Below are 23,903 nucleotides of genomic sequence, written 5' to 3' on the forward strand. Positions count from 1 at the left end.
GGGGGGGGTAAAATTTTTACTCATAACTTTATAATTTAAAGATTAATCTTATTTCTGGGGAGTTATGATTTCATAAAGATATAATTTTATCCGTTATAAACCAAATAATTTGTTAAATAATCAGAGTTTCATTCGGCTTTACGATGTTTATTTGACAAATAATTAAAAATTGGAGTTTTGGGCGTTTTTGAGACCCGTAAGCATTACACCAATTATTTTAAAGACATTACAAACTTTAAGGATTACCGAATGAGAATGCTGAACAGTGATGGTTTATTCATAGTTTTGGAAGCTATAAATACTCCCATAGATGATTAGGGGTTTGCGTAGAATAGACTCGAGAGCTAGGGGTTTGGAAAACAATATTAAGAAATATCTACCATAATCGAGTAGGAAGCAAAGGTAGGTAATTACCCCTATCTTTGCTGTCCTCTCACACCACCCAACGTACGTCTCTCGTATTAGGCGGTTTTCTCAATGGGTAACCGTAATTCGCTGTTAAACTGTATAATCCCGTCTTCTTGAACCATTCCAAGTTCATTCCCTCGTGTACTGCGTGGGTCATTGACAGCCTGAACCAACCTTTGGAGCTGCCCGCTGTTGTCCAGCTTCGGTTCCAAGGAACGCCCAGTTTGGTCAATAACCTTGCTATACCCAGCGCCCGCTTGCATTGTTTTAAACGGTAGCATCTTAATCTACGGCGTAGCCAAGCTTCGATATTGCAAAGACGATTTCTCATCCTTGCATATTTGAAGTAATTGAGCCAGCCTCGTAGTACGGGGGTTAGCTCGCCTATCATCTGCTCAAGGCCAATGCCCCTGTTGCGTTTGGTAAGCCGTTTTAACTTTGCCCTAAAGCGTTGTTCGCTCTTTCGGCTTAGTCCTAAACTTCCGTCCTTTAAAATACTATGTCCAAGAAAGTTGAGTTCGTGAGGGCGGCTGATTTCGCTCTTTTCTTTGTTTATCTTCAGTCGCATTCGACTTTCGATAAATTCTGAAAGAGTTTTCATCACCCGTTCTGACGCCAGTTCGCTCCCGACCATTACAATAATGTCGTCGGCGTAGCGTACAAAACAATGTCCTCTTCGCTCCAGTTCCTTGTCCAGTTCATCTAAAACGATATTGGACAATAACGGGGATAACGGACTGCCTTGCGGCGTTCCCTTTACCCGCTGATTGGTCATCCCTCCGCTCAGCATTCCTGCGCGAAGAAACTTCCCTATCAGGCTAAGTACTCTCTTGTCGCCAATACGGGTACTTAATTGCCACAGCAAACGGTCGTGGTTCACTTCGTCAAAGAATTTCGCCAAGTCTATATCGACTATCCAATTCTTGCCCGCTGCTACATAACCGCCTGCCTTGCGGAGTGCCTGATGGGCATTGCGCTTGGGGCGAAAACCGTAGCTATGGTCTGAAAATGTGGGGTCATAGCGTTTTGATAGCACTTGGCTTATCGCTTGTTGTACCAAGCGGTCTTTGACCGTGGGAATACCGAGTTGGCGTTTCCCGCCATTCGGTTTGGGTATTAATACTTCTTTAACTGCCGTAACTCGATAAGTGCACGTCGTTAACTGGTGCTGAAGTGCTCGGTAGTGGCTGCTGAACCAATCGCCGAGTTCTTCAAGGCTCATCCCGTCAATGCCTGCACTTCCCTTGTTACTGATTACTCTCCGCAATGCGGTGTCAAGATTCTTTAAGTCCGCTATCTCACTCATCAAATCTTGGGTCAAGGCTCGTTCTTTTCTGCACCTCGACAACCACTCCCGCCGTACCAAACCGCTTCGGATACTGAATACGTCAGTACCTTTCACCGTTTGGCTACACTCCCATTCGTCAAAAAGACCCATCTGGAAGTTTTCGTATTTTCCTGGCTTCATCATAGTTGTTGCGATTTACAGAACCACTGCTCCTTAATTGAAAATTCAGCCCTTCCCTATATTGGCGTTACCCAATATTTGTAACGGTACTATGGCTTCTGCTGACTTCTCCAGCCCTCTCGAACCGGAGACCTCCTACGTTAGGCCCATTATCTTCCAGTCAATACCACTGCATTTACTACCCCCGATTACGGACGACTTTTGGGCGTCTGTGCCTATTGCCACATTGCCCTCTGGGTAAGCCTTAGTATGCAGTTTCTGTTCGTTGGCACCGACTTTTGTTTTAGGCTTCTTTCGGATTTCACCTCACGATGGACACCCTTGCCCTCAACTAACGGTTCTCGTCAAAATAAGCCCGTTCGGGACTTCAACCCTAGAGATAATGAACATGCATAGCAAACAAAAAAGCCCCGCGATATTGCGGAGCTGTGAAAATTACCCATTCAATTGCTCATGGGAAAGCCTGTAGATGGAACTACTTTTGCAAGTTTTTGGCCTCAATACTCAAGGTAGCGTGCGGAACCAGTTTTAAACGTTCTTTATTAATGAGTTTTCCGGTTACGCGGCAAACACCGTAGGTCTTGTTTTCAATACGTACCAACGCATTTTTAAGATCGCGGATAAATTTTTCCTGACGGATGGCCAACTGCGAGGAAGTTTCCTTGCTCATTACCTCACTGCCCTCATCAAAAGCCTTGAATGTAGGCGAAGTATCGTCGGTACCGTTATTGCTGTCGTTTTTATAAGAGCTTTGAATCATTTCCAATTGCTCCGTTGCCTTATTTATTTTTTCGTTTAAAAGTGCTCTAAATTCTTCCAGTTCGGCATCTGAATATTTTGTTTTTTCTGTGTCTGCCATGATTAATGTTTTTTAATGCTAATTAGCGTTTTAATGTCATCGAATGCAATTTCCGTTCCTTGATCAATTTTTGTTTGAAATTGCAATTCCTCGGTTAATGTCTCTTCTTTTATATATTCCAGATTTTGGTTTACCGCCGCATTCAGTTTTTCATTTTCCTGAAGCACGACCGAAACCTTATCCGTCACTTCAAAACCGCTGTCTTTACGCAGGTTTTGAATTCTGTTAACTAGTTCTCTCGCTATACCTTCATTTCGCAAATCTGGTGTTATGGTAACATCGAGAGCTACGGTAACTCCATCTGCATTTGCAACCAACCAGCCAGGAATATCCTGTGAGCTTATAATTACATCTGCCAGCGCCAAAATAGTATTTTTTTCGTTAATAGAAACTGATATTTCCCCGTCTTTCTCAATTGTTGCAATTTGATCTTGGTCAAATCCCGATATTGCTGCTGCCACAGCTTTCATATCCTTACCAAATCGGGGGCCTAATGCTTTAAAATCTGGTTTTATTTGTTTTACCAACATTCCAGATCCTTCGTCAATCAACTCTATTTCCTTAACGTTTACTTCGCTTTTAATCAATTCTGAAACTGCAAGGATCTCTTCGCTTTCCGAAGCCTCCAAAACCGGAATCATTATCTTTTGAAGCGGTTGCCGTACTTTTATACGTTCTTTTTGACGCAAAGACAAGACCAATGATGATATGGTTTGTGCCTTTTGCATCTTGTGTTCCAACTTTTTATCAATAAAAGAAGCGTCTGCTTTTGGGAAATTGGTTAAATGGACCGACACTTCTATTCCGCCCTGCGACTTTTCTTTTTTAGACCGTCCCGAACTCAAATCTTTATAAAGCCTATCCATAAAAAATGGAGCTACTGGAGCACTTAATTTGGCTACGGTTTCTAAACAAGTGTACAGCGTTTGGTATGCCGAAATTTTATCGTCGTTATAACTGCCTTTCCAATATCTTCTTCGGCTTAAACGCACAAACCAATTGCTCAAGTTTTCCTGAACAAATTCCGAAATAGCACGTGTTGCTTTGGTAGGCTCATAATCGGCATAATAATCGTCCACTTTTTGGATAAGCGTATGCAATTCTGAAAGTATCCAACGGTCTATCTCGGGTCGTTTTTCCAAGGGAAGATCGTCTTCAAGATACTCAAAATTATCGAGATTAGCATACAGGGCGAAAAAGTTGTAGGTATTGTAAAGCGTACCAAAAAACTTATTGCGGATTTCAGAGATTCCGTCCTGGTCAAATTTCAAGTTGTCCCACGGATTGGCATTACTTATCATATACCAACGGGTGGCATCTGGCCCATAAACATCCAAGGTCTCAAAAGGATCTACGGCATTGCCAAGGCGCTTGCTCATCTTCTGGCCATTTTTGTCTAAAACCAGGCCGTTTGAAACTACATTTTTATAAGCTACATCGTCAAAAATCATGGTGGCAATGGCATGTAGGGTATAAAACCAGCCGCGGGTTTGATCTACGCCTTCTGCTATAAAATCTGCTTGGCGCCATGTGTTTTCAACTTTTTCCTTGTTTTCAAAGGGATAATGCCATTGTGCGTACGGCATGCTTCCACTGTCAAACCACACATCTATCAAATCGGCCTCGCGCTTCATGGGCTTTCCACTTGGGGAAACCAGCGTTATACCATCAACAATGTTTTTATGTAAATCTACCTGGGCGTAGTTTTCTTCGGAAAGATCGCCAGCGGTAAAATCTTCATAGATATCATTCGCCATAAATCCAGCTGCAACAGCTTTCTTCATTTCGGCTTTAAGTTCTGAAATTGAGCCTACGATAACTTCTTCCTTTCCATCTTCGGTTCTCCATATTGGCAACGGGATTCCCCAATATCGGGAACGCGAAAGGTTCCAGTCGTTGGCATTTGCAAGCCAGTTTCCAAAACGGCCCTCCCCGGTTGATTTTGGCTTCCAATTAATTTCTTTGTTAAGCTCGAACATTCTATCGCGAAATTCGGTTACGCGTATAAACCAGGAGTCTAACGGATAATATAAAATTGGCTTGTCGGTACGCCAGCAATTTGGGTAGCTGTGAAGGTATTTCTCAACTTTAAACGCCTTATTTTCGGTTTTTAGCTTTATGGCCAGCTCAACATCTACCGATTTTTCAGGCACATCGGCGTCGTCATAATATTCGTTTTTTACATATTTACCAGCGTGTTCCTTCATTTCTGGTCGGAACTTACCCTGAAGATCTACCAGCGGCACAAGGTTGCCGTTGTCATCTTTTACCAACATGGGCGGAATTGCCGGTACGGCTTCTTTTGCTACCTTGGCATCATCGGCACCAAAGGTGGGTGCGGTATGGACGATTCCGGTTCCGTCTTCGGTTGTAACAAAGTCGCCGGCAATTATTCTAAAGGCATTTTCAGGATTGTCATGTGGTTTTGCATACTCCAATAACTGTTCGTAACGCATCCCTACCAAATCTGCTCCGGTAAACTCCTTAACTATATAATACGGTATTGTTTTATCGCCTTGAGTAAAAGCCTCCAAAGACTCTTCATTGGGCTTTTCTTCATATTTACTTGCGAAAAGGTTTGCTACCAAATTCTTCGCCAAAATTACGTTGATAGGCTGAAAGGTATATTGGTTAAAGGTTTTTACCAATACGTATTCTATTTTGTTCCCTACCGTTAGCGCGGTGTTGCTAGGAAGCGTCCATGGCGTGGTTGTCCAGGCAAGAAACCAGATGTTGTTTGACTCTTCGGCCAGAAAATCGGGCAAGGTTTCTGCCACTGCTTTAAACTGTGCTACAACGGTTGTATCTGTAATATCTTGATAAGTTCCCGGTTGGTTAAGTTCGTGTGAGCTCAGACCAGTACCCGCTTTTGGTGAATACGGCTGAATGGTGTAGCCTTTGTAAATTAAATCTTTGTTGTATATCTCCTTCAGCAGCCACCAAACGGTTTCCATATACTTTGACTCGTAGGTAACGTATGGAGTTTCCATATCTACCCAATAGCCAGCCCGTTCAGTAAGGTTATTCCACACATCGGTGTAACGCATAACCGCTTTTTTACAAGCTGCGTTGTATTCTTCTACCGAGATCTTTTTACCAATGTCTTCTTTGGTAATTCCGAGTTCCTTTTCAACACCCAATTCAATTGGCAAACCGTGCGTATCCCAACCTGCTTTCCGATCTACCTTAAAACCTTTTTGGGTTTTATAGCGGCAGAAAATATCTTTTATGGCACGCGCCATAACGTGGTGGATTCCCGGCAGACCATTGGCAGAAGGTGGTCCTTCAAAAAACACAAAAGGTTCTGCTCCTTCACGAATGGAAATACTCTCTTCAAAGATGTTTTCGTCTTTCCAGAAATGCTGTATCTCCTCCGCCAATTTTGGGAGGTCTAATCCGTTGTATTCTTTAAAATTCTTGCTCATAATGTTATTGTTACCGTAAAGTGCTGCCCAATTTGTCAGACAGGCTGCAAAAGTAAGGTTTTTAAAAGAAATAATTGATTTCTAACACTTCGTGATTACATGCAATTTATAAAACAAAAAAACGCCACTTTTAAAAAAGCAGCGTTTTAAAAAGATTAATCAGTTAGCAAGCCCTATTTAGAAAATCTATATTCCTTAGTTATAGTTGTAGAACTATTATCTAGAATAGTTGTGTTTTCAGAAAAGAGGGTCATTCCTGTTTCCTTATAATCCTTAATCTCAAAGGCTCTTGCATTACCATCATCATCGGTAATTGTAACTTTACTGTTTCCCGTGTTTAAGGCGTAAGTTCCAGATTCATCTAGATTTACAATAATTGGATCTTCAACAGTTGTTGAACCATCAGGATTTGTTATGGTAGTCTGTGTATTATATAGTCCTGTGGCAGTAAAGGTATTGTCTGAATTGAATTCATACTGTACATTCTGAAAAACACTTCCCACAGTAGTAGATGTAGATGTAGATGTGCTACCATTACTAAAGGTAATTGTTTCTACTTCTATAACTTCTAAAAATTTCATTTTATAAGTGTCTACAAAGTTATTGGTAGAAAGCGTGTATGGTTCTGGCCCATTGTCGTCATCACTACTACAGCTAAGGGTAGCCATTGCAATTGTAAAAAGTAAAATTAATTTTGTTGTTTTCATAGTTTGATTTCTTGTCAATTTAATTGTTTTGATTTCCCAATCAAGATTAAAAACTTGATTTAGTTGTTTTTATTGTAATAGGCTGCGAAAGTAATACGTAAGTTTTATTTTAAATCATACTTAATATTTTTTTATGAAAATTCATCTTGTTTTCCGTAATAAGCTTCCTATTTACTGGGCAAGCTTTGGGAGAATACTATCTCAGTATAAATTAAGATGTTAAAGTTTAGCTATGATTCCAAACATCAATTAGAATATACCAGAATATTTAGGTTTTTTCAAATAAAAATCCGAACCTATCAGTATATTTGTGAACCCAGCCTTAAGGGTTTTTTTAAAATCTGGCTCATAATAATACTAGTCCAAAAAACATATTGGTTTTTACTTAACGTTTTTGGCGAAAAAATTAAACTTGACTATGCATAAAATTTTTCTCTACCTTCTCCTCGTTTTTGTTGCAACTACTTCCCTGCAAGCTCAAATTCTAGACCCCGTAAAATGGTCTACCAGTGTTAAGAAAATATCGGAAACGGAATACGACCTCATCTCTAAAGCTACTATAGATGACAATTGGCATCTATATTCACAAGAAGTACCTGAGGACGGCCCACTACCTACGGTATTTACTTTTGAGGAAAACAGTGCTTATAAAGCTATAGGCGATGTAAAAGAAAGCAAGGGCACAACCGAACACGACCAAGTTTTTGACATGGTTATTACCTTCTTTTCAAACACAGCCACCTTTACACAAAGAATAGCCCTAACCGGCAATGAAGGCACTACAATAAAGGGCGAAGTAGAATTTATGGTCTGTGACGACACGCGTTGTTTACCCCCAAACTATATAGATTTAACTTTTGAAATACCTGCGCCAAAGGAAGGAGCTGTTACCGGTGTAATTCCAGATGATACAACCAAGCCTGAAGCCACCCAAACTGACACAGATACCACTGAAGATACACCCGCTGCCGATACAAAAAACGCAACGACTGAAACTAATAAGGTTCAAAATTCCGATAGCTCTGAAGCTGCAGTACAACAAACAAAAAAACAAGAGAAAAGAGGACTTTGGACCATTTTTTTAGTTGCCTTCCTTTTCGGGTTTACAGCATTGTTAACGCCCTGTATATTCCCAATGATCCCTATGACGGTAAGCTTTTTTACAAAACAAAGTAAATCACGAGCTCAAGGAATTCGAAATGCAATAATTTATGGTTTAGCAATAATTGTAATATATGTAGTTCTAGGAGCAGTTGTAACATGGTTCTTTGGTGCCGATGCGCTTAATGCACTATCCACCAACGTGTGGTTCAACTTCGCCTTCTTTTTATTACTAGTGGTTTTTGCACTGTCCTTTTTAGGGGCGTTTGAGATAATGTTACCCAATTCATGGGCTAATAAAGTAGACAAGCAGGCAGACCGAGGCGGATTGATTGGAATCTTTTTTATGGCGCTAGCACTAGCTATTGTTTCTTTCTCTTGTACCGGTCCTATTATTGGAACACTCCTGGTTGAAGCCGCTTCCAAAGGTGGAATTGCACCCTTTGTAGGTATGTTCGGGTTTTCATTAGCATTAGCTATGCCCTTCGCACTATTTGCAGCATTCCCCGGATGGATGAACTCGCTACCAAAATCTGGAGGATGGTTGAATACCGTTAAAGTATTTTTAGGGTTTTTAGAATTAGCTTTTGCATTCAAATTCCTTTCCAATGCCGATCTTGTACTTCAATTACATTGGCTAGAACGAGAAGTCTTCTTAGCCATTTGGATTGTAGTTTTTGGAGCCTTGACTTTATATTTATTTGGAAAATTCCAACTTCCAAACGATTCCCCAATGAAACATCTTTCAGTAGGTCGCTTAAGCTTAGCACTTCTAGTAGGAGCATTTACTATTTATTTGATTCCCGGATTATGGGGCGCGCCTCTAAAATTGATTAGTGGTTTCCCACCGCCAATGCAGTATAGCGAATCTCCGTATGGTGTAGGTTATACAAAACTAGGTTCCGGTGGTGGCGTCTCTAGCACGGCAGAATTCCCAGAAGGTGCCCATCTTGGACCACACGATATTATAGCTTTTCACGACTACGAAACGGGATTAGCCTACGCCAAAAAAGTTGGCAAACCAGTATTAGTAGACTTTACAGGTCACGCCTGCGTAAACTGTAGAAAGATGGAGGAACGCGTATGGAGCGAGCCAAAAGTATTGAAGCTCCTAAACCAAGATATTGTTCTTATTTCACTTTATGTAGATGATAAAAGACCACTCCCGGAAGATGAACCGTATATTTCGGAATTATCTGGAAAAAGGCTAAAGTACATTGGTCAGAAATGGAGCGAATTCCAAATTTTAAGATATAAGGCAAACGCGCAGCCCTTCTATGTGCTGATGGATCATAACGAAGAAAACCTTATAGACCCCGTTGGCTACACCCCAGATATAGATGAATATTACGACTGGCTTCAAAAAGGAACCAAAGCTTTTGAGGAGTAAAAGCAATCACATTTCTTGTTATAGCCGTGTTGATTAACTTTTTAGTAATTTTTAAAATAACGCATGATGATATCTTCAAAAAATATTTCGGAAGAAAATGAAGCTGCAATTTCACTGGAAAAGTATTTTCAACCTTTTCGGAATAATATTGTAGGCATCAATCAGGATTTTGATTCTCCCTTCGGAAGAAAAAAAATTATTTATACTGATTGGACGGCCAGTGGAAGACTCTATGCTCCTATTGAGGAAAAATTACTTCAAGACTTTGGGCCTTTTGTAGCAAATACTCATACCGAAACATCGGTTACGGGAACAGCCATGACAAAAGCCTATCACGAGGCACGTAAAATAATTAAGCAGCACGTAAACGCAGATCAAAATGATGTGCTTATAACCACAGGCAGTGGAATGACAGGTGCCATAAGCAAGTTTCAGCGTATTTTGGGGCTTAAAATTCCTGAGAGTTTAAAAGATTACACCAAAATTCCAGATAAAATAAAACCGGTTGTGTTTGTAACGCATATGGAACACCATAGCAATCAAACCTCATGGCTGGAAACTATTGCAGACGTAGTCGTAATCCCTCCAAATAACAATGTTTTGGTATGTATGGATAGCTTTGCTGAAATTGTAGAAAAATACAAGGACCGTCCCATAAAAATTGCAGCAATTACCGGTTGTTCCAACGTTACCGGCATTCAAACCCCATATCATGAAATAGCCAAATTAATGCATAAAAATGACGGTTTATGCTTTGTTGATTTTGCTTGCTCTGCACCTTATATTGCCATAGACATGCATCCTGAAGAAGAGGGCGCACATTTGGACGCAATTTTCTTTTCACCCCATAAATTCTTGGGGGGGCCTGGAACCAGTGGCGTACTTATTTTTAATGACAACCTTTATAAAAACAACATCCCAGATAACCCCGGAGGTGGCACAGTTGAATGGACCAATCCGTGGGGAAACCACAGGTATATTGACGACATTGAAACACGCGAAGACGGCGGTACTCCTGGATTCCTACAAACCATTCGCACAGCGCTTTCTATACGATTAAAAGAAAAAATGGGAGTTGAAAACATTCTAAAACGCGAACACGAATTGCTTGAGATTGTTTTTGAAAAACTAAAAGCCATTCCCAATCTAAAAATTCTGGCACCGCAGACGGAAGACCGCTTGGCGGTAGTTAGTTTTTACATTGAAGACCTTCACTTTAATCTGGGTGTAAAGCTTCTTAACGACCGTTTTGGAATCCAAACCCGAGGTGGCTGCTCCTGTGCCGGAACCTACGGGCACTATTTACTGCACGTAGATCAAGAAACCTCCAACACCATTACCTGCGAAATTGATGGTGGCGACCTTACTCACAAACCCGGCTGGATACGGATGTCTCTTAACCCAACCAGCACCAATGCCGAAGCACATTTTGTTTGTGATGCAATAAAAGAACTCGCCGAAAACTTTTCCGAATGGAGCAAGGACTATAAATACAACTCTAAAAGCAACGAATTTTTCCATAAAAACGAACCCGCAGATAATAAAATGGAGTCCTGGTTTACGTTCTAGTGTTTTTTATTTTATCTTTAAAACATTAGTGTCCGATTAAAAGAGTGAGAAAATTTGTTAGGTCAAAGATAATAGGTCATTAGAATATTTTTATTTAATGACAGCATGCTATTATACTTAGCATCAAAATTTATCGATTAAAAAGCAAGTCTTACGTCTTATGTCTTTTAGCGCAGCGGTCTTATGTCTTAGTCGGACACGACTACTTTAAAAAGATAAAATTCAAGCATTGGCATTTCACCACCACAATTTGAAAAAACTATTCGTTCTATTTCTTTTACTTCCACTTGCTGCCGGCGCCCAAGATTACGTCGATCTCTTCCGTGTAAGTTATGGGCAAGCTTTAAACAATAATTTTGAAGGCTCGGCCAGTAACACCAACGTTACGTCTTTTGATTTAGGATTTACGCTTCCCATTGTATTAAACGAAAATCACGCTTTGATTTCTGGAGCAGATTTCAGCTTAAATAGCGTACAACTCTACCCGAAAACAGCATATGTAAATCTTTATAGCACCAATCTTAAATTAGGAATGGCTTCCACTTGGTCTGAAAAATGGAGCACAACAGTTGTTTTGCTTCCAAAAGTAGCTTCAGATTATAATAGCATTAGCAGTAAGGATTTCTATTTTGGCGGATTTGCATTGTTAAAGCTAAAAAGAAACCCCAATTTTAAATATCGCTTCGGGATTTATGCTACCCAAGAAGCATTTGGTCTTTTTACAACTCCTATTTTAGGCTGGTATTATTTAAGCCCGAACAAGCGCTTTGAAATGGATGTAAGCCTGCCCATTGCTGCAGACATAAGCTATAAATTAGGAACTACAAGCATTGGCATAGATTACTTCGGCATTGGCAGAAGCTATAATTTTCAAACTAAAAACTCACCGCCGCGCTATGCAGATTTAAGCTCTTTGGAATTTGCAGGCTATCTACAGTTCAACGCTTTTGAAGAAAGTGTTTTATTACGTGCAAAAGTGGGCTATTCCAGTAATAACTATGAAACCTACGCTCAGGGTGACAAGATAGACCTTGGCATATCGGCCATTAGTATTGGAGATGATCGTACCCAGTTCAACCCCTCATTAAATGGTGGAATTTTTCTAAAATTTGAAGCCATTTATAGGTTTCACCTTAAAGAAAAGGCGAAACCTATGGAAACCCGAAGTAAGTGAGCTTAAAGAACTAGCTATTAACCTCAAAAACAAACATTTATATTTGGAATTGGTTTTTGAACAATGGAATAATTATATTTAGACTATGGAACGAAATTGTTCACAATGTGGGGTTAAAATTAGAGGACGCGCTGATAAAAGGTTTTGCAGTGACTTCTGCCGGAACACGTTTAATAATTTGCTAAACAAAGACAGTAACAACTTAATTCGAAACATTAATAATCGGCTTCGTAGGAATTACCGTATTCTTCGAAGATTGAACACCAAAGACAAAACCAAAGTCCCAAAATCTAAACTGTTGCGCATGGGGTTTAATTTTGATTCCTTTACCAGTATATATACTACAAAATCAGGCGCTACGTACTTTTATTTGTACGATCAAGGCTATCTTCCCTTGGACGACGACTTCTATTTATTGGTTAAAAAAGTTATTAAATAAGCAGCATACACCTTAAATATTAAGCTCTTAAAGACCTATTTTAAAAAAATTGGGGCTTTTTTGTATATACTATAACGTTATTTTAACCCACCCCACTTTCTAAAAAAGGTACTTTTAACATCGAATTAAAAAACCAAAGTTATGAAAACTAAGAAACTTTTAATGATGCTGATGCTAGTTTTCAGTATCTCAATATTTGCTCAAAATGCTGATGACCAAAAAATAATAAACGATGCTCAAAAAGCAAAAGCAGCTTTTTTAGATGCGAATCCGAAATTGCAGGGTTATTTTGACGATGCCAAAGCGTATGCAATTTTTCCAAATATAGGCAAGGGCGCCGTTATTATTGGCGCTGCCTCAGGAAACGGTGCAGTTTATGAAAGAGGCGTACTTGTAGGAATGGCAAGCCTAAAACAATTAGATGTTGGTGCGCAAATTGGTGGAAAAGCTTTTAGTGAAATTATATTTCTAAAAACCGACAAAGCTGTTCAAGATTTTATGGACGATGATTTCAGTTTTGGTTCTAATGTTTCCGCTATTGCAGCAAACCAAAGTCCACCTTCATTTGATGTAACCTATACAGATGGTTTCGCCGTTTTTACACTTCCAAAAAAAGGTTTAATGGCCGAAGTATCAGTAGGTGGACAAAAATTTGATTTTGAAGACTTTGACTAAGCACTAGTTATACTTTCTTTTTAAAATCAGAATTAACCGTTTTAAATCTATATAGGTTTAAAACGGTTTTTTTATGTTACAAAAAGAAGAGATACCGCTTAAAATGCTTCAATCCAAAAAGTAGTATCTTTGCGGCCTAAATAAAAGCGATGCAAAGAATACGAATTACCAAGCAATTTTCCTTTGAAACCGGTCATGCCCTGTACGGTTATGACGGTAAGTGTCGTAATGTTCACGGCCATAGCTACAAGCTTTCAGTAACGGTAATTGGCAGCCCTATTACCGATAGCGATAACGTAAAGCTTGGAATGGTGATAGATTTTGGCGATTTAAAGAAAATTGTAAAAGAAGAAATAGTAGATGTTTTTGACCATGCTACCGTTTTTAATAAAAATACGCCCCATGTTGAATTGGCAAAGGAATTAAGCAATCGCGGACACAATGTTCTCTTAGTAGATTATCAACCCACCAGCGAAATGATGGTAATAGATTTTTCAGAAAAAATAAAGCATCGCTTACCGAAAAACATTCAACTTTACGCGTTAAAACTTCAGGAAACTGACAGCAGTTATGCCGAGTGGGTTGCTGCGGATAATTAAATTATTCTACAATATTGTTAGAACATTTCAAGCTTCATAACAAATATACTCAAGGCAACACATCGGTTTTACTATCTTTGCGAAATGCAAATCCCACAAGGCAAGAAAATATATTTTTCCAGCGACAATCATCTTGGCGCTCCTACCCATTCCGAAAGTTTAGCACGTGAAAAGATTTTTGTAAAATGGCTAGACACTATAAAAGAAGATGCCGAAGCCATATTTTTACTCGGAGATCTCTTCGACTTTTGGTTTGAATACAAAACAGTTGTACCAAAAGGTTTTGTTAGAACCCTTGGGAAACTAGCCGAACTTCGTGATAGTGGCATCCAGATTCATTTTTTTGTCGGGAACCACGATCTATGGATGGATGATTATTTTGACAAGGAATTAAACATACCTGTATATCACAAACCAAAGGAATTTGAATTTAACAACAAGCATTTTTTAATTGGCCATGGCGATGGATTAGGCCCTGGAGACAAAGGCTACAAACGCATGAAAAAGGTGTTTACCAATCCATTTTCAAAATGGCTGTTCCGGTGGTTGCACCCAGATCTTGGCGTACGCTTGGCACAACATCTTTCCATAAAAAACAAACTGATTTCTGGCGAGGACGACAAAGCCTTTTTAGGTGAAGAAAAAGAATGGCTCGCCCAATACTCCAAACGAAAACTGGAAAGCAAGCACTACGACTACTTTATTTTTGGCCATCGCCACTTGCCTATGGACATAGAAGTTGGCAAAAATTCAACTTACTACAACCTAGGAGATTGGATAAACCACTATACTTACGGCGTTTTTGATGGCGCATCGTTCGAGTTAAAAACCTTTCAAAAAAACTGATTACTGATCACTGCGTACTGACTACTGAACACTGCGTACTGACTACTGAACATTGCGTACTGAATCCTGAATCACTCCATAATATCTTTCAACCTTAGTTGTAAGCTCACATTTCCCTGCCATTCGTTTTCATCTATGCAATAGGCAGCTTTAAAAGGGCTTCCACCACAGGCAATATCACTTTTTTTAGCCATTCCGAAGCCAATTCCTGTAAATTGATCGGAATTCCCTTGCTTTACCACTACCCGCAAATGCGATTTATCTTTCCCCACACATTTACCATAACCCACATCTTTAAGGTTTTGAGTCATAAAAACCGGGGTCATGTTGCCCGGACCAAAAGGGCCAAATTGCTTTAAAATTCTATAGAGTTTCGGATTAATGTCTTGTAGGTCTATTTCGGCATCTATTTTTATTTCAGGAATCAATAAATGTGGCGGTATGGTTTCGGATACCACGCGTTCAAATTCATTTTTAAAATTGTCAAAATCTTTTTCAAACAACGTAAGTCCCGCGGCATACTTATGGCCGCCAAATTGTTCTATGTGCTCCGAACAGCTTTCCAAAGCTTTATAAACATCAAAACCTTTAACAGACCGCGCAGAGGCGGCAAGTTTTTCGCCGCTCTTGGTAAAAACTAAAGTAGGGCGATAAAAGGTTTCCGTTAATCGCGAAGCTACAATGCCAATTACACCTTTATGCCAACTTTCATGATATACAACCGTAGTGCTTCTTTCCTCCTCTTTGTTTGCTATAACCTGCTGAAGTGCTTCCGCGGCAATCTGTTTATCGGCTTCTCTTCTATCGGTGTTAAATTCTTCAATTTCTGCAGCAAAGCTATCTGCCTGCTCGGCATTGGTTTCAGAAAGTAAGGCTACGGCATAATTGCCATGTTTCATTCTGCCCGCGGCATTGATGCGTGGCGCAATGATAAAAACTACATCGGTAATGCTTAATTTTTCCTTTTTCACTTGCTTTAACATGGCTTTAAAACCAATACGCGGATTGCTGTTTATCACTTTTAATCCATAATAGGCAAGAATCCTGTTTTCACCAGTTATCGGGACAATATCTGCACCAATTGCGGTGGCAACCAGATCTAAATACAACAGAAGATCTTCTATATGCAAGCCTCTTTTTTCTGAAAGCGCCTGAATCAACTTAAACCCTACTCCACACCCACAAAGCTCTTTGTAGGGATAATTGCAATCTTCACGTTTAGGATCTAAAACTGCAACAGCTTTTGGAATTTCCTTTCCGGGGCGGTGGTGATCGCAAATTATAAAGTCTATTGATTTTTCGGCCGCATAAGCCACTTTATCAATGGCCTTTATCCCACAATCTAATGCAATAATTAATGTAAACGCGTTGTCTTCGGCATAATCAATTCCCTTATACGAAACTCCGTATCCTTCAGAATATCTATCGGGAATATAAGTGGCAACATTTGGATAATAACTTTTTAAGTATGTGGCCAGCAACGCCACGCTTGTGGTTCCATCCACATCATAATCGCCATAGACCAGAATGTTCTCTTCGTTTTTAATTGCTTTCTCAATTCGAGAGACAGCTTTATCCATATCTTTCATTAAAAACGGATCGTGGAGATCGTCCAGGCTTGGGCGGAAAAATTTCTTTGCTTTCTCAAAAGTTTCAATCTCGCGCTGTACCAATAATGATGCTATTAGCGGCTCCACATTCAATGCTTTTGAAAGCGAATCTACTTTTTCATGATCAGGTTTCGGTTTTAGTGTCCAGCGCATATATTGTTATTTCCAAGGATTAAAATTTTGCCCCAAAGTCTATCAGGACCTATTAATGGATTGTGTAATTATTCTATAAAAGGAGAGTACGGTAAAACTACAAATTCTATTTTGTATTTGGAAAGACTCAATTTTAAAAATACCGAAAAGAGGGTTTTTCCTAGAGTGTTTCTGGGGATTTTATATATAAAAACTAGGGTTTTACCCACTAACAATCAGTTGTTTATCTTGTTAAATCTATAAAGCCCGTTTTAATTTTACCATCCGGCACTAACAACACCGGCACAAAAAACAGTAATCTAAAACAAGTATTATGGAGTACACAATCAAAGGTAAATTACAAACCGCTATTTGCGATGGAAATGAATTCGTTATTCCGAACACTAAAATTCGGGTATATAGTTTAAATGAACGGCAAAATGCAGCCACTGCTTTTACGGCCGCCCAAAGTAAGGAAATTTCCCAGGTTTTTGAAGAAGCCGATATTAAAAGCAGAAACAGTCAATTTCTGGCCCAAACTGAGACTGATATTTCAGGGAATTATGAAATTGTAATTAACGATACTAAAAAAAAGTATGAAGGTGGCGCAGTTGCCATAGTACTTTTTTATGATGACGTTCCCGATTATGGGCAAAAAGATACCGAGAAACCAAAAAACTTTAAACCCTTTGAAGTACTACTAGATGTAATTCAGCCCAAATGGCGCGAACAAGAAGAAGGTTTAGTTGCAGGTTGGAACCACAACATCCTAAAAAGTATATGGTGTTATATTTTGAAAAGACTTGACATTTGGATAATCTGTGGAACACTTACAAACTGTAAAACCCAGGCTCCACTTGCAGGTGTTGAGGTAATTGCAATGGACGACGATATTATTACAGACGATTTACTAGGAAGTAAAGTAACCGATACCACCGGAAGATTCTGCATTTATTATCGATCTAAAAACTTTAAAAAAACATTTTTATCCCCGTTTATCAATATAGAAACAACGCCCTTCTTCGCCTCTGGTAGCGGGCCCGACATCTACTTTAAGTTTGCCATAAGCGGCGTTTCGGTTTTTGCCGAAAGTCATTTCGAAGCACATAAACCAAGTAGAAGAAACGTTGGAAACTGCCTATGTGTAAACCTTTGCTTAGAAAACGTAGAAGGTGCAAACCCCAGTGTTCCTATTGGGTTCTATAGTATAGGTGCAAGAGATTATCACCCAATTTATGAAATTGACACGGCCACGGGTAGAACAAAAGGAAAAACAGAGCCATCGTGGAATGACAACGCATTTTATAGCCATATTGATTTAAGAGGATCGCTAAACCAAAAAATGAACGGTCATCCTAGTGAATATAAATTTCAATATGCTAAGGTAAGCAGTCCATCTGTAGATGTGGGTACAATTCCTGAAGCCAATTGGAACGATGTAACCCCAGATGCCATAGCCCGAACAAAAATTGCCGACCGATTAATTGAAGGTTCTGTTTGGAAAAATGACACCTATGTAATTGGAGGAAGTGGCAACACAGATGTTTTTGGCCGAACCGAGATAAAGGTGGAGTTTGATGGCAACTGGATAAAAGTACCACAACAACCCTCAGGAACCATCCATGAAATTAACCTCTTAGGATCATTACTAGTATTAAAAACTGAAAAATTGACTAGCACCACAGAAGACAAAAGTGCTTTAGACGCTGGCGAAGCCCCCGCACTAGTTGAAAAAAACAAGTACTTTGCACTCCGCATGTTTAAGCGCGAAGCTGGCAATGATGCCTCTAAGGTTCAATGCGGCTTTTCACTTCCGTTGGCAATTTGCAACATCCATTACGACAATGTGAATAAGGGCGGCTCTTGGCTTCCTGTAACGCAAGTGCCTTCCGAACGTGGTATCGCCATGATAGACTTGGTTGAATTGACAGGCCCGGGAAATGGCTGTAATAAAATAACTGATACTATAAATGTGAAGTATTCTGCCGGAAATCCTAACCTTGGTAATGTTGCAATCAATTTTACTGGGCAAGGAGCTACAAATAATTTTGAAGCTATAGATGTCCCAGTACCTGGAGAAGAGGCTTATGGCACAGCAAGTTACCTTGGAGACTTTAACGCACTAAAACCTTGCGCCTATGAAATCCGATTGGAGGTTGAATTAAATCTGACAAATGGAACAGATAACCATCGAAATATCTGGGATCGCGTTTTATTCTGTAGGTAATTAATTAGCTGTTTGAATTAGTTAAAAAGCGGTTATGTTGCGAAAAGTTTGGCCATATAACCGCTTTCTTTTGAATGATTAACGCCATAATTATTTAGGCATCAATTCTATGGAGTTAATACAATAACCCAAAAAGATGTAAAGGCACTATATTCAAGGCTCCAATTTCAATATCATCCCTTAGCACGAATGCATTTTTAATTCCAGTAATCTGCTGGGTAGTTTTATTCTTGCCGCCTATTTCAACAGTATATTTTCGGTCAATGAGAAAATCTCCTTTTTTAACCAAATGAATTTCATGCAGGTGTTTTATTTGGTTGGCAAAAAATGTTTCACGAAGTGTTCCTTGCTCTAACTGGCTTTGAGCAAGCGCATAAATTAAATTTGTATTGTTAAGGTATAATTTTTCAGGTTTTGTAAAAGCTCCAACACCTTTAGTGGGCGTAAAAAACTCATGGATGAGCTCGGCACGGTCTAAAATTTTAAGGGAATTCAATAAAAAATTCCTCGAAAACCCTAAACGCTCACTAAGCTTTGAAACATTTGGCGTAAAAGGAGCATTCTGCGCAATTGCTACAAGCAGCTTTTTTATTTTTCTACTCTCCTGAAAAGACATGTTTTCCACAGCACTTACATCAACTTCCAACATGAGGTCTATGGTGTCTAAAAGCTTTGGATAATAATTGACTACACCTTCAAAACTATAGGGGTAACAGCCGTATTTTAGATATTCCTTAAATTCTGCTACCGGAAACTCAACTTGCTTTTTCAATTCAGTAGCCACCTTCTTTTGATTTTTTAGAATATATTCAAAACCGAAAGAAGATAGGTTTAGGTTGTGCTTTAGGTTTAAATATTCTCGAAATGACATTTCCTTTAAAATATACTTTACTGCGCGCCGACTTAAGTCCGATTCTCCTTTGTTTATTTCTAGAATAGAAGATGAGGTAAATACAACTTTTAAGGAAGGCAACTGATCGTATATCAATTTTAACTCGCGTGACCAATTGGGATATTTGTGTACTTCATCTAAAAACAGATGTGTACCACCTTGTAAGACCAACTCTTCTGCTAAGCCAATAAGCGTATTATTTAAAAAATAAAGATTGTCTAGCGAGGTGTAAAGCGCTTTATCAGTCTTGGAAAGATGAAACTTTATTTGCTGTAGCAATAAGGTTGTTTTTCCTGAACCCCTTGCACCCTTTACACCAATAAGCCGCTCAGACCAATCAATACGTTCTAAAAGATACCGCTCTTTTTGGGTATCTAAAGCGTTTAATATACGCTCACTGATAATGAAAAGCTGACTAATATTGTTTTCCATAGACAACAAATATACTAAATATTGTTTATCATTAAAAACAAAAATACATATAAATTGTTTTTTATAAAAAACAATTTATATCTAAAAATGCAACCTATAACGTAGTATTATCGGTTTTTTGACTATTTTTTTCCAGCAACTACAATTACAAGCTCTCCTTTCGGGGGTTTATTTTCAAAATGGGTTAAGACCGCTTCGGCACTTCCGCGTATGGTTTCTTCGTGAAGTTTTGTAATTTCCCGTGAAACGGAGACCAGCCTTTCGGCTCCAAAGTATTTCACAAAATGGGTAAGGGTTTTCAACAATTTATGTGGTGATTCATAAAAAATAAGAGTTCGGGTTTCTTCGGCTAAAAACTCAAGGCGTGTTTGGCGCCCTTTTTTTACGGGAAGGAAGCCTTCAAAGACAAATTTATCATTCGGAAAACCACTATTTACAAGGGCTGGAACAAAAGCGGTTGCCCCAGGAAGACAATCTACCTCAATCCCTACTTCAACGCAAGCACGTGTCAATAAAAACCCAGGATCACTGATGGCCGGCGTTCCAGCATCACTTATTAAGGCAATAGTATCACCATCTTGGATTCGTTTTACAATTCCGGCAACAGTTTTATGCTCGTTATGCATGTGGTGCGCATACATCTGCGTGCCAATTTCAAAGTGTTTTAACAATTTTCCACTGTTTCGGGTGTCTTCAGCAAGTATTAAATCTGCTTCCTTTAGCACTTCAACTGCGCGAAAAGTCATGTCTTTTAAATTCCCTATCGGGGTTGGTACTAAATATAATTTTCCCATAATTTGTGCGAACTGTTTTTTTTCGAAGAAATAAGAAATCAATATAAAAGACGATTCCCAATAATGGCAATGTAATTCTGGAATCGTTAATACCGTAGTGTGCAAAAAAGCCAATGCTAAACCGAAAAACAGTGTGGTAAGTGACGCTGTGGTAATCTAGTAGCTGGCGTTTTAAGCTGCCTTTTCAGTAGCCTGTTTAATTAAAACGCTTCTCAATAATATGCATAAATCGTTCTGAATACACGTCTTTATCCTCCCAATGGTTATAATCTGGTTTCACCTGGTTTTTTATAAAACTTTGGGCATCTTCATAATTCTCCATCGTGTTTATCTGCGAAAGTACGCGGGTGTAATCTTCAACCTGCCCTCCGAAAAGATGTTTTATAAACGCCAGCCTATCATTGAGCCCAATATTGAGCCCTATGTTTACGGAGTCATTTAAAGATTTTCTACGCGACTCTGTCATTGTTTTTTTAGGCTTTTCCACCTCAACCGATTCTGATTCTGGAAATAATTCAGTTTGCTTACGTTCAAACTCTGGCATTTGTTGATAACTTGAAGCGAATTCTTCCAAATCATTCTTTACATATTTTGCTTTCGGCCTCTCAGCTTCCTTTGGCTCCTCTTCTTCTTCAGGTTTGTCTTCATTTTTGGACTCCTCATTTTCAGACTCAGTTGTAGGAGTGCCATTATTATTGTTCGGTAGCATTTCATCTAAAAGTTCGTCAATGCGTTCGCCTTCTTGTGGCATTTGGGCTACAATATCCTTTATTTTTTCCATCAAAGGCTCAATAATATCCTCACTGTGTTCCGGTTGTGGCACAGGCTCAGGCTCGGTAAACCAATTTTCCTCACGGAAACTTTTAGAATCTAGCGATTCTTCCTGCTCCTGGTCTAAATCGTCTTCTAATTGTTTTTCGAGATACTCAAGCACTATCAGTTTATCATAAAGTTTTGCCACCAAGGCTTTTGCTGTAGTAGCTTTAAACGTTTTTTCGTCTTCAATAATTTGCTTTGCAAGCGCAGTGATTTGCTCGCGGAGTTTCTTCTTCATATCTTTTTAAATTAAACCGAATTTCTCTTTTGTTTTTATAAATTTACGCATCCTTGACGTAAACATCAACTATTTTTGTTTTCTTGTTTAAATCTGTTGTTTTTCAACTGTTTCTTACAAGCTTCAGGTTGGGCTTTTACGTTAAAAAATAGTAATGTTGTATGTTGCGTGTAAAATTAAACTATGTTTCTTGAAAATACCGTAAATCAGAAAGAACAATTTGGATGGATTGAAGTTATCTGTGGCTCTATGTTTTCAGGAAAGTCTGAAGAGCTTATCCGAAGACTGAAACGCGCAAAATTCGCTCGTCAAAAGGTTGAAATTTTTACGCCTTCCATAGATACGCGTTATACTGAAGGCGCCGTAACCAGCCATGATAGTAATCAAATTCGTTCTACCCCAGTTCCTGCAGCGGCAAATATTCCGATTTTAGCAGACAATTGTGATGTAGTTGGAATAGACGAAGCCCAGTTTTTTGACGATGAAATTGTAAAAGTATGCAATGACCTTGCAAACCGCGGGGTTCGGGTAATAGTTGCAGGCCTAGACATGGATTTCAAAGGAAACCCTTTTGGCCCAATGCCAGCCTTAATGGCAACTGCAGAATACGTTACAAAAGTGCATGCCATTTGTACCAGAACGGGAAACCTAGCCAATTACAGTTATAGAAAAGCGAAAAGTGAAGATTTAGTATTATTGGGGGAGACCGAAGAATACGAACCACTAAGCAGAGCAGCATTTTTTAAAGCACAACTTCAGGATAAAGTAGTAAAACTGGAGGTTAATGATATTCAGGCAATACCTTCGGAAAAACAGGAGCCAACTAAAAATGAATCTTCCGATAAACCTGAAAATCAAGCCTAAAAAGCCACATACTTCATTAAAAAACCTGCAAATTCTGTTTAAAATAAATTAGAATTCAATCTAAAAACGACACGTTCAAAATGCAACAAGCGAAAGAAACTGTACTGGAAATAGACCTTAACGCATTAGATCATAATTATAAATACATTACTTCAAAAATAAAACCGGGTACCAAGTTTATGGCCGTTGTAAAAGCATATGCCTATGGAAACGATTCTGTAGCCATTGCAAAAGAGCTAATAGATTTAGGAGCAGATTACTTTGCCGTTGCCTACCCCAGTGAAGGCGAAGCCCTGCGCGATGGCGGTATAAAAACACCCATTTTAGTATTGCATCCACTGCCTATTAATTTTGAATTAATAGTAAACCGCTGCTTGGAACCCAATATATATTCCTTCAGAATGTTAGAAAAGTTTATTGCTTTCGCCGAGTCAAAAAACCAGACAGCATATCCAATTCATTTAAAATTCAATACGGGTATGAACCGATTGGGGTTTCTTGAAGATGATATCCCGATCATTGCCAAAATGCTCTCTAAAACCAATAGCGTTACTGTAAAGTCGGCATTTTCACATTTGGCTGCCAGTGAAGATTTGGGCGAAAGTGATTTTACCCGTAAGCAGATTGAACTATTTAGCAAATCATCAAAAAAGTTAATCAACGCTCTTGGGTATAGTCCAATATTACACTGTGCAAATACTTCAGGGATTTTAAATTATCCAGAAGCCCATTTTGATATGGTGCGTTCAGGAATTGGACTGTACGGTTTTGGAAACGATGACGAAGAGAACAAACATTTAAAACCCGTTGGCACCTTAAAAACAGAGCTTTCTCAAATTCACACTGTAAAAACAGGCGAAAGCGTTGGTTATAACCGCGGTTTTATTGCTGAAAAACAGACGCGTTCTGCAACCCTACCCATTGGCCATGCAGATGGTATCCCCAGATCATTGGGTAATGGCAAGGGCTGGGTAAGCGTAAACGGTAAAAAAGCGTCAATTCTAGGGAATGTTTGTATGGACATGATTATGGTAGATGTAACCCATATTGATTGTAAAGAAGGCGATGAGGCAATTGTTTTTGGAGCGTCGCAATCTGCTGAAGTTTTATCTGCCGCAGCAAACTCTATTTCCTATGAATTAATAACGGGAATTTCGCAACGTGTAAAACGGGTTGTTTGCAGAAAATAGAAAAACAAATTACCAAATAATAATTTCTTTAAGTAAATTTGAAAATTA

At 39.1% G+C, this 23,903-nt stretch carries 18 protein-coding genes and 1 pseudogene; 11 read left to right on the plus strand and 8 right to left on the minus strand.

All coding sequences use genetic code 11. The features are described from left to right. Window positions 1–177: 177 nt before the first annotated feature. Window positions 178–318: pseudogene (locus QPK98_RS10495) on the plus strand (tRNA dihydrouridine synthase DusB); the annotation flags it as partial. Window positions 319–433: 115 nt separating this feature from the next. Here the strand turns inward: QPK98_RS10495 and ltrA are convergent. The 4 genes from ltrA to QPK98_RS10515 all read right to left on the minus strand — a co-directional run bounded on the left by ltrA (window position 434) and on the right by QPK98_RS10515 (window position 6,867). Further along, window positions 434–1,879 carry a group II intron reverse transcriptase/maturase gene (ltrA, locus tag QPK98_RS10500; protein WP_310993276.1) on the minus strand — a complete coding sequence of 482 codons (1,446 nt, stop codon included), beginning with the start codon at window positions 1,877–1,879 and terminating at the stop codon, window positions 434–436. A gap of 472 nt (window positions 1,880–2,351) precedes the next feature. Further along, on the minus strand, window positions 2,352–2,735 hold the full coding sequence (locus QPK98_RS10505) for a TraR/DksA family transcriptional regulator (protein ID WP_310993277.1): 384 nt from the start codon (window positions 2,733–2,735) through the stop codon (window positions 2,352–2,354). 2 nt (window positions 2,736–2,737) lie between these two features. After that, window positions 2,738–6,160, minus strand: a complete 3,423-nt coding sequence (gene ileS, locus QPK98_RS10510) for an isoleucine--tRNA ligase (protein WP_310993278.1) — start codon at window positions 6,158–6,160, stop codon at window positions 2,738–2,740. A 173-nt stretch (window positions 6,161–6,333) separates the two neighbouring features. Further along, window positions 6,334–6,867 carry a hypothetical protein gene (locus tag QPK98_RS10515; protein WP_310993279.1) on the minus strand — a complete coding sequence of 178 codons (534 nt, stop codon included), beginning with the start codon at window positions 6,865–6,867 and terminating at the stop codon, window positions 6,334–6,336. Window positions 6,868–7,285: 418 nt separating this feature from the next. On the opposite strand from QPK98_RS10515, the gene QPK98_RS10520 reads away from it, so the two are divergent. The 7 genes from QPK98_RS10520 (at window position 7,286) to QPK98_RS10550 (ending at window position 14,660) form a co-directional block, all read left to right on the plus strand. Further along, window positions 7,286–9,358 (plus strand): protein-disulfide reductase DsbD family protein, encoded by a 2,073-nt coding sequence (locus tag QPK98_RS10520; RefSeq protein ID WP_310993280.1) that lies wholly within the window; start codon window positions 7,286–7,288, stop codon window positions 9,356–9,358. 66 nt (window positions 9,359–9,424) lie between these two features. Beyond that, window positions 9,425–10,927, plus strand: a complete 1,503-nt coding sequence (locus QPK98_RS10525; protein WP_310993426.1) for an aminotransferase class V-fold PLP-dependent enzyme — start codon at window positions 9,425–9,427, stop codon at window positions 10,925–10,927. Between the two features lie 250 nt (window positions 10,928–11,177). Further along, window positions 11,178–12,101: a DUF6268 family outer membrane beta-barrel protein gene (locus QPK98_RS10530; RefSeq protein ID WP_310993281.1), complete on the plus strand. Its 924-nt coding sequence runs from the start codon at window positions 11,178–11,180 to the stop codon at window positions 12,099–12,101. Between the two features lie 85 nt (window positions 12,102–12,186). Continuing rightward, window positions 12,187–12,540 carry a hypothetical protein gene (locus tag QPK98_RS15745; protein WP_435373100.1) on the plus strand — a complete coding sequence of 118 codons (354 nt, stop codon included), beginning with the start codon at window positions 12,187–12,189 and terminating at the stop codon, window positions 12,538–12,540. A gap of 141 nt (window positions 12,541–12,681) precedes the next feature. Further along, on the plus strand, window positions 12,682–13,215 hold the full coding sequence (locus QPK98_RS10540; protein WP_310993284.1) for a lipid-binding SYLF domain-containing protein: 534 nt from the start codon (window positions 12,682–12,684) through the stop codon (window positions 13,213–13,215). 149 nt (window positions 13,216–13,364) lie between these two features. After that, on the plus strand, window positions 13,365–13,814 hold the full coding sequence (locus QPK98_RS10545; RefSeq protein ID WP_310993285.1) for a 6-pyruvoyl trahydropterin synthase family protein: 450 nt from the start codon (window positions 13,365–13,367) through the stop codon (window positions 13,812–13,814). Window positions 13,815–13,898: 84 nt separating this feature from the next. Then, on the plus strand, window positions 13,899–14,660 hold the full coding sequence (locus tag QPK98_RS10550; RefSeq protein WP_310993286.1) for a UDP-2,3-diacylglucosamine diphosphatase: 762 nt from the start codon (window positions 13,899–13,901) through the stop codon (window positions 14,658–14,660). 71 nt (window positions 14,661–14,731) lie between these two features. Here QPK98_RS10550 and recJ read toward each other — a convergent pair whose 3' ends face one another. After that, entirely contained in the window at window positions 14,732–16,423 is a 1,692-nt protein-coding gene (recJ, locus tag QPK98_RS10555; RefSeq protein ID WP_310993287.1) for a single-stranded-DNA-specific exonuclease RecJ, read from the minus strand. A 313-nt stretch (window positions 16,424–16,736) separates the two neighbouring features. Here recJ and QPK98_RS10560 point away from each other — a divergent pair, with 313 nt between their 5' ends. Then, complete coding sequence (locus QPK98_RS10560) at window positions 16,737–18,629, plus strand: hypothetical protein (RefSeq protein ID WP_310993288.1); 1,893 nt, start codon at window positions 16,737–16,739, stop codon at window positions 18,627–18,629. A gap of 115 nt (window positions 18,630–18,744) precedes the next feature. Here QPK98_RS10560 and QPK98_RS10565 read toward each other — a convergent pair whose 3' ends face one another. The 3 genes from QPK98_RS10565 to QPK98_RS10575 all read right to left on the minus strand — a co-directional run bounded on the left by QPK98_RS10565 (window position 18,745) and on the right by QPK98_RS10575 (window position 21,801). Further along, entirely contained in the window at window positions 18,745–19,953 is a 1,209-nt protein-coding gene (locus QPK98_RS10565; RefSeq protein WP_310993289.1) for an ATP-binding protein, read from the minus strand. 122 nt (window positions 19,954–20,075) lie between these two features. Continuing rightward, window positions 20,076–20,747 carry a 16S rRNA (cytidine(1402)-2'-O)-methyltransferase gene (gene rsmI / locus QPK98_RS10570; protein ID WP_310993290.1) on the minus strand — a complete coding sequence of 224 codons (672 nt, stop codon included), beginning with the start codon at window positions 20,745–20,747 and terminating at the stop codon, window positions 20,076–20,078. 196 nt (window positions 20,748–20,943) lie between these two features. After that, complete coding sequence (locus QPK98_RS10575; RefSeq protein ID WP_310993292.1) at window positions 20,944–21,801, minus strand: DUF8457 domain-containing protein; 858 nt, start codon at window positions 21,799–21,801, stop codon at window positions 20,944–20,946. Between the two features lie 183 nt (window positions 21,802–21,984). Between QPK98_RS10575 and QPK98_RS10580 the strand changes: the two genes are divergently transcribed. After that, window positions 21,985–22,665 carry a thymidine kinase gene (locus tag QPK98_RS10580; protein WP_310993293.1) on the plus strand — a complete coding sequence of 227 codons (681 nt, stop codon included), beginning with the start codon at window positions 21,985–21,987 and terminating at the stop codon, window positions 22,663–22,665. Between the two features lie 80 nt (window positions 22,666–22,745). Then, window positions 22,746–23,855, plus strand: a complete 1,110-nt coding sequence (alr, locus tag QPK98_RS10585; protein WP_310993294.1) for an alanine racemase — start codon at window positions 22,746–22,748, stop codon at window positions 23,853–23,855. Window positions 23,856–23,903 lie beyond the last annotated feature (48 nt).

It is taken from the genome of Aequorivita marina (genome assembly GCF_031631895.2).
GTDB lineage: Bacteria > Bacteroidota > Bacteroidia > Flavobacteriales > Flavobacteriaceae > Aequorivita > Aequorivita marina.

Excerpts from the sequence above, each read along its gene's own strand:
- ltrA (WP_310993276.1), bottom strand. The coding sequence starts at position 1,879 with ATGATGAAGCCAGGAAAATACGAAAACTTCCAGATGGGTCTTTTTGAC.
- QPK98_RS10505 (WP_310993277.1), bottom strand. The coding sequence starts at position 2,735 with ATGGCAGACACAGAAAAAACAAAATATTCAGATGCCGAACTGGAAGAA.
- ileS (WP_310993278.1), bottom strand. The coding sequence starts at position 6,160 with ATGAGCAAGAATTTTAAAGAATACAACGGATTAGACCTCCCAAAATTG.
- QPK98_RS10515 (WP_310993279.1), bottom strand. The coding sequence starts at position 6,867 with ATGAAAACAACAAAATTAATTTTACTTTTTACAATTGCAATGGCTACC.
- QPK98_RS10520 (WP_310993280.1), top strand. The coding sequence starts at position 7,286 with ATGCATAAAATTTTTCTCTACCTTCTCCTCGTTTTTGTTGCAACTACT.
- QPK98_RS10525 (WP_310993426.1), top strand. The coding sequence starts at position 9,425 with ATGATATCTTCAAAAAATATTTCGGAAGAAAATGAAGCTGCAATTTCA.
- QPK98_RS15745 (WP_435373100.1), top strand. The coding sequence starts at position 12,187 with ATGGAACGAAATTGTTCACAATGTGGGGTTAAAATTAGAGGACGCGCT.
- QPK98_RS10540 (WP_310993284.1), top strand. The coding sequence starts at position 12,682 with ATGAAAACTAAGAAACTTTTAATGATGCTGATGCTAGTTTTCAGTATC.
- QPK98_RS10545 (WP_310993285.1), top strand. The coding sequence starts at position 13,365 with ATGCAAAGAATACGAATTACCAAGCAATTTTCCTTTGAAACCGGTCAT.
- QPK98_RS10550 (WP_310993286.1), top strand. The coding sequence starts at position 13,899 with ATGCAAATCCCACAAGGCAAGAAAATATATTTTTCCAGCGACAATCAT.
- recJ (WP_310993287.1), bottom strand. The coding sequence starts at position 16,423 with ATGCGCTGGACACTAAAACCGAAACCTGATCATGAAAAAGTAGATTCG.
- QPK98_RS10560 (WP_310993288.1), top strand. The coding sequence starts at position 16,737 with ATGGAGTACACAATCAAAGGTAAATTACAAACCGCTATTTGCGATGGA.
- QPK98_RS10565 (WP_310993289.1), bottom strand. The coding sequence starts at position 19,953 with ATGGAAAACAATATTAGTCAGCTTTTCATTATCAGTGAGCGTATATTA.
- rsmI (WP_310993290.1), bottom strand. The coding sequence starts at position 20,747 with ATGGGAAAATTATATTTAGTACCAACCCCGATAGGGAATTTAAAAGAC.
- QPK98_RS10575 (WP_310993292.1), bottom strand. The coding sequence starts at position 21,801 with ATGAAGAAGAAACTCCGCGAGCAAATCACTGCGCTTGCAAAGCAAATT.
- QPK98_RS10580 (WP_310993293.1), top strand. The coding sequence starts at position 21,985 with ATGTTTCTTGAAAATACCGTAAATCAGAAAGAACAATTTGGATGGATT.
- alr (WP_310993294.1), top strand. The coding sequence starts at position 22,746 with ATGCAACAAGCGAAAGAAACTGTACTGGAAATAGACCTTAACGCATTA.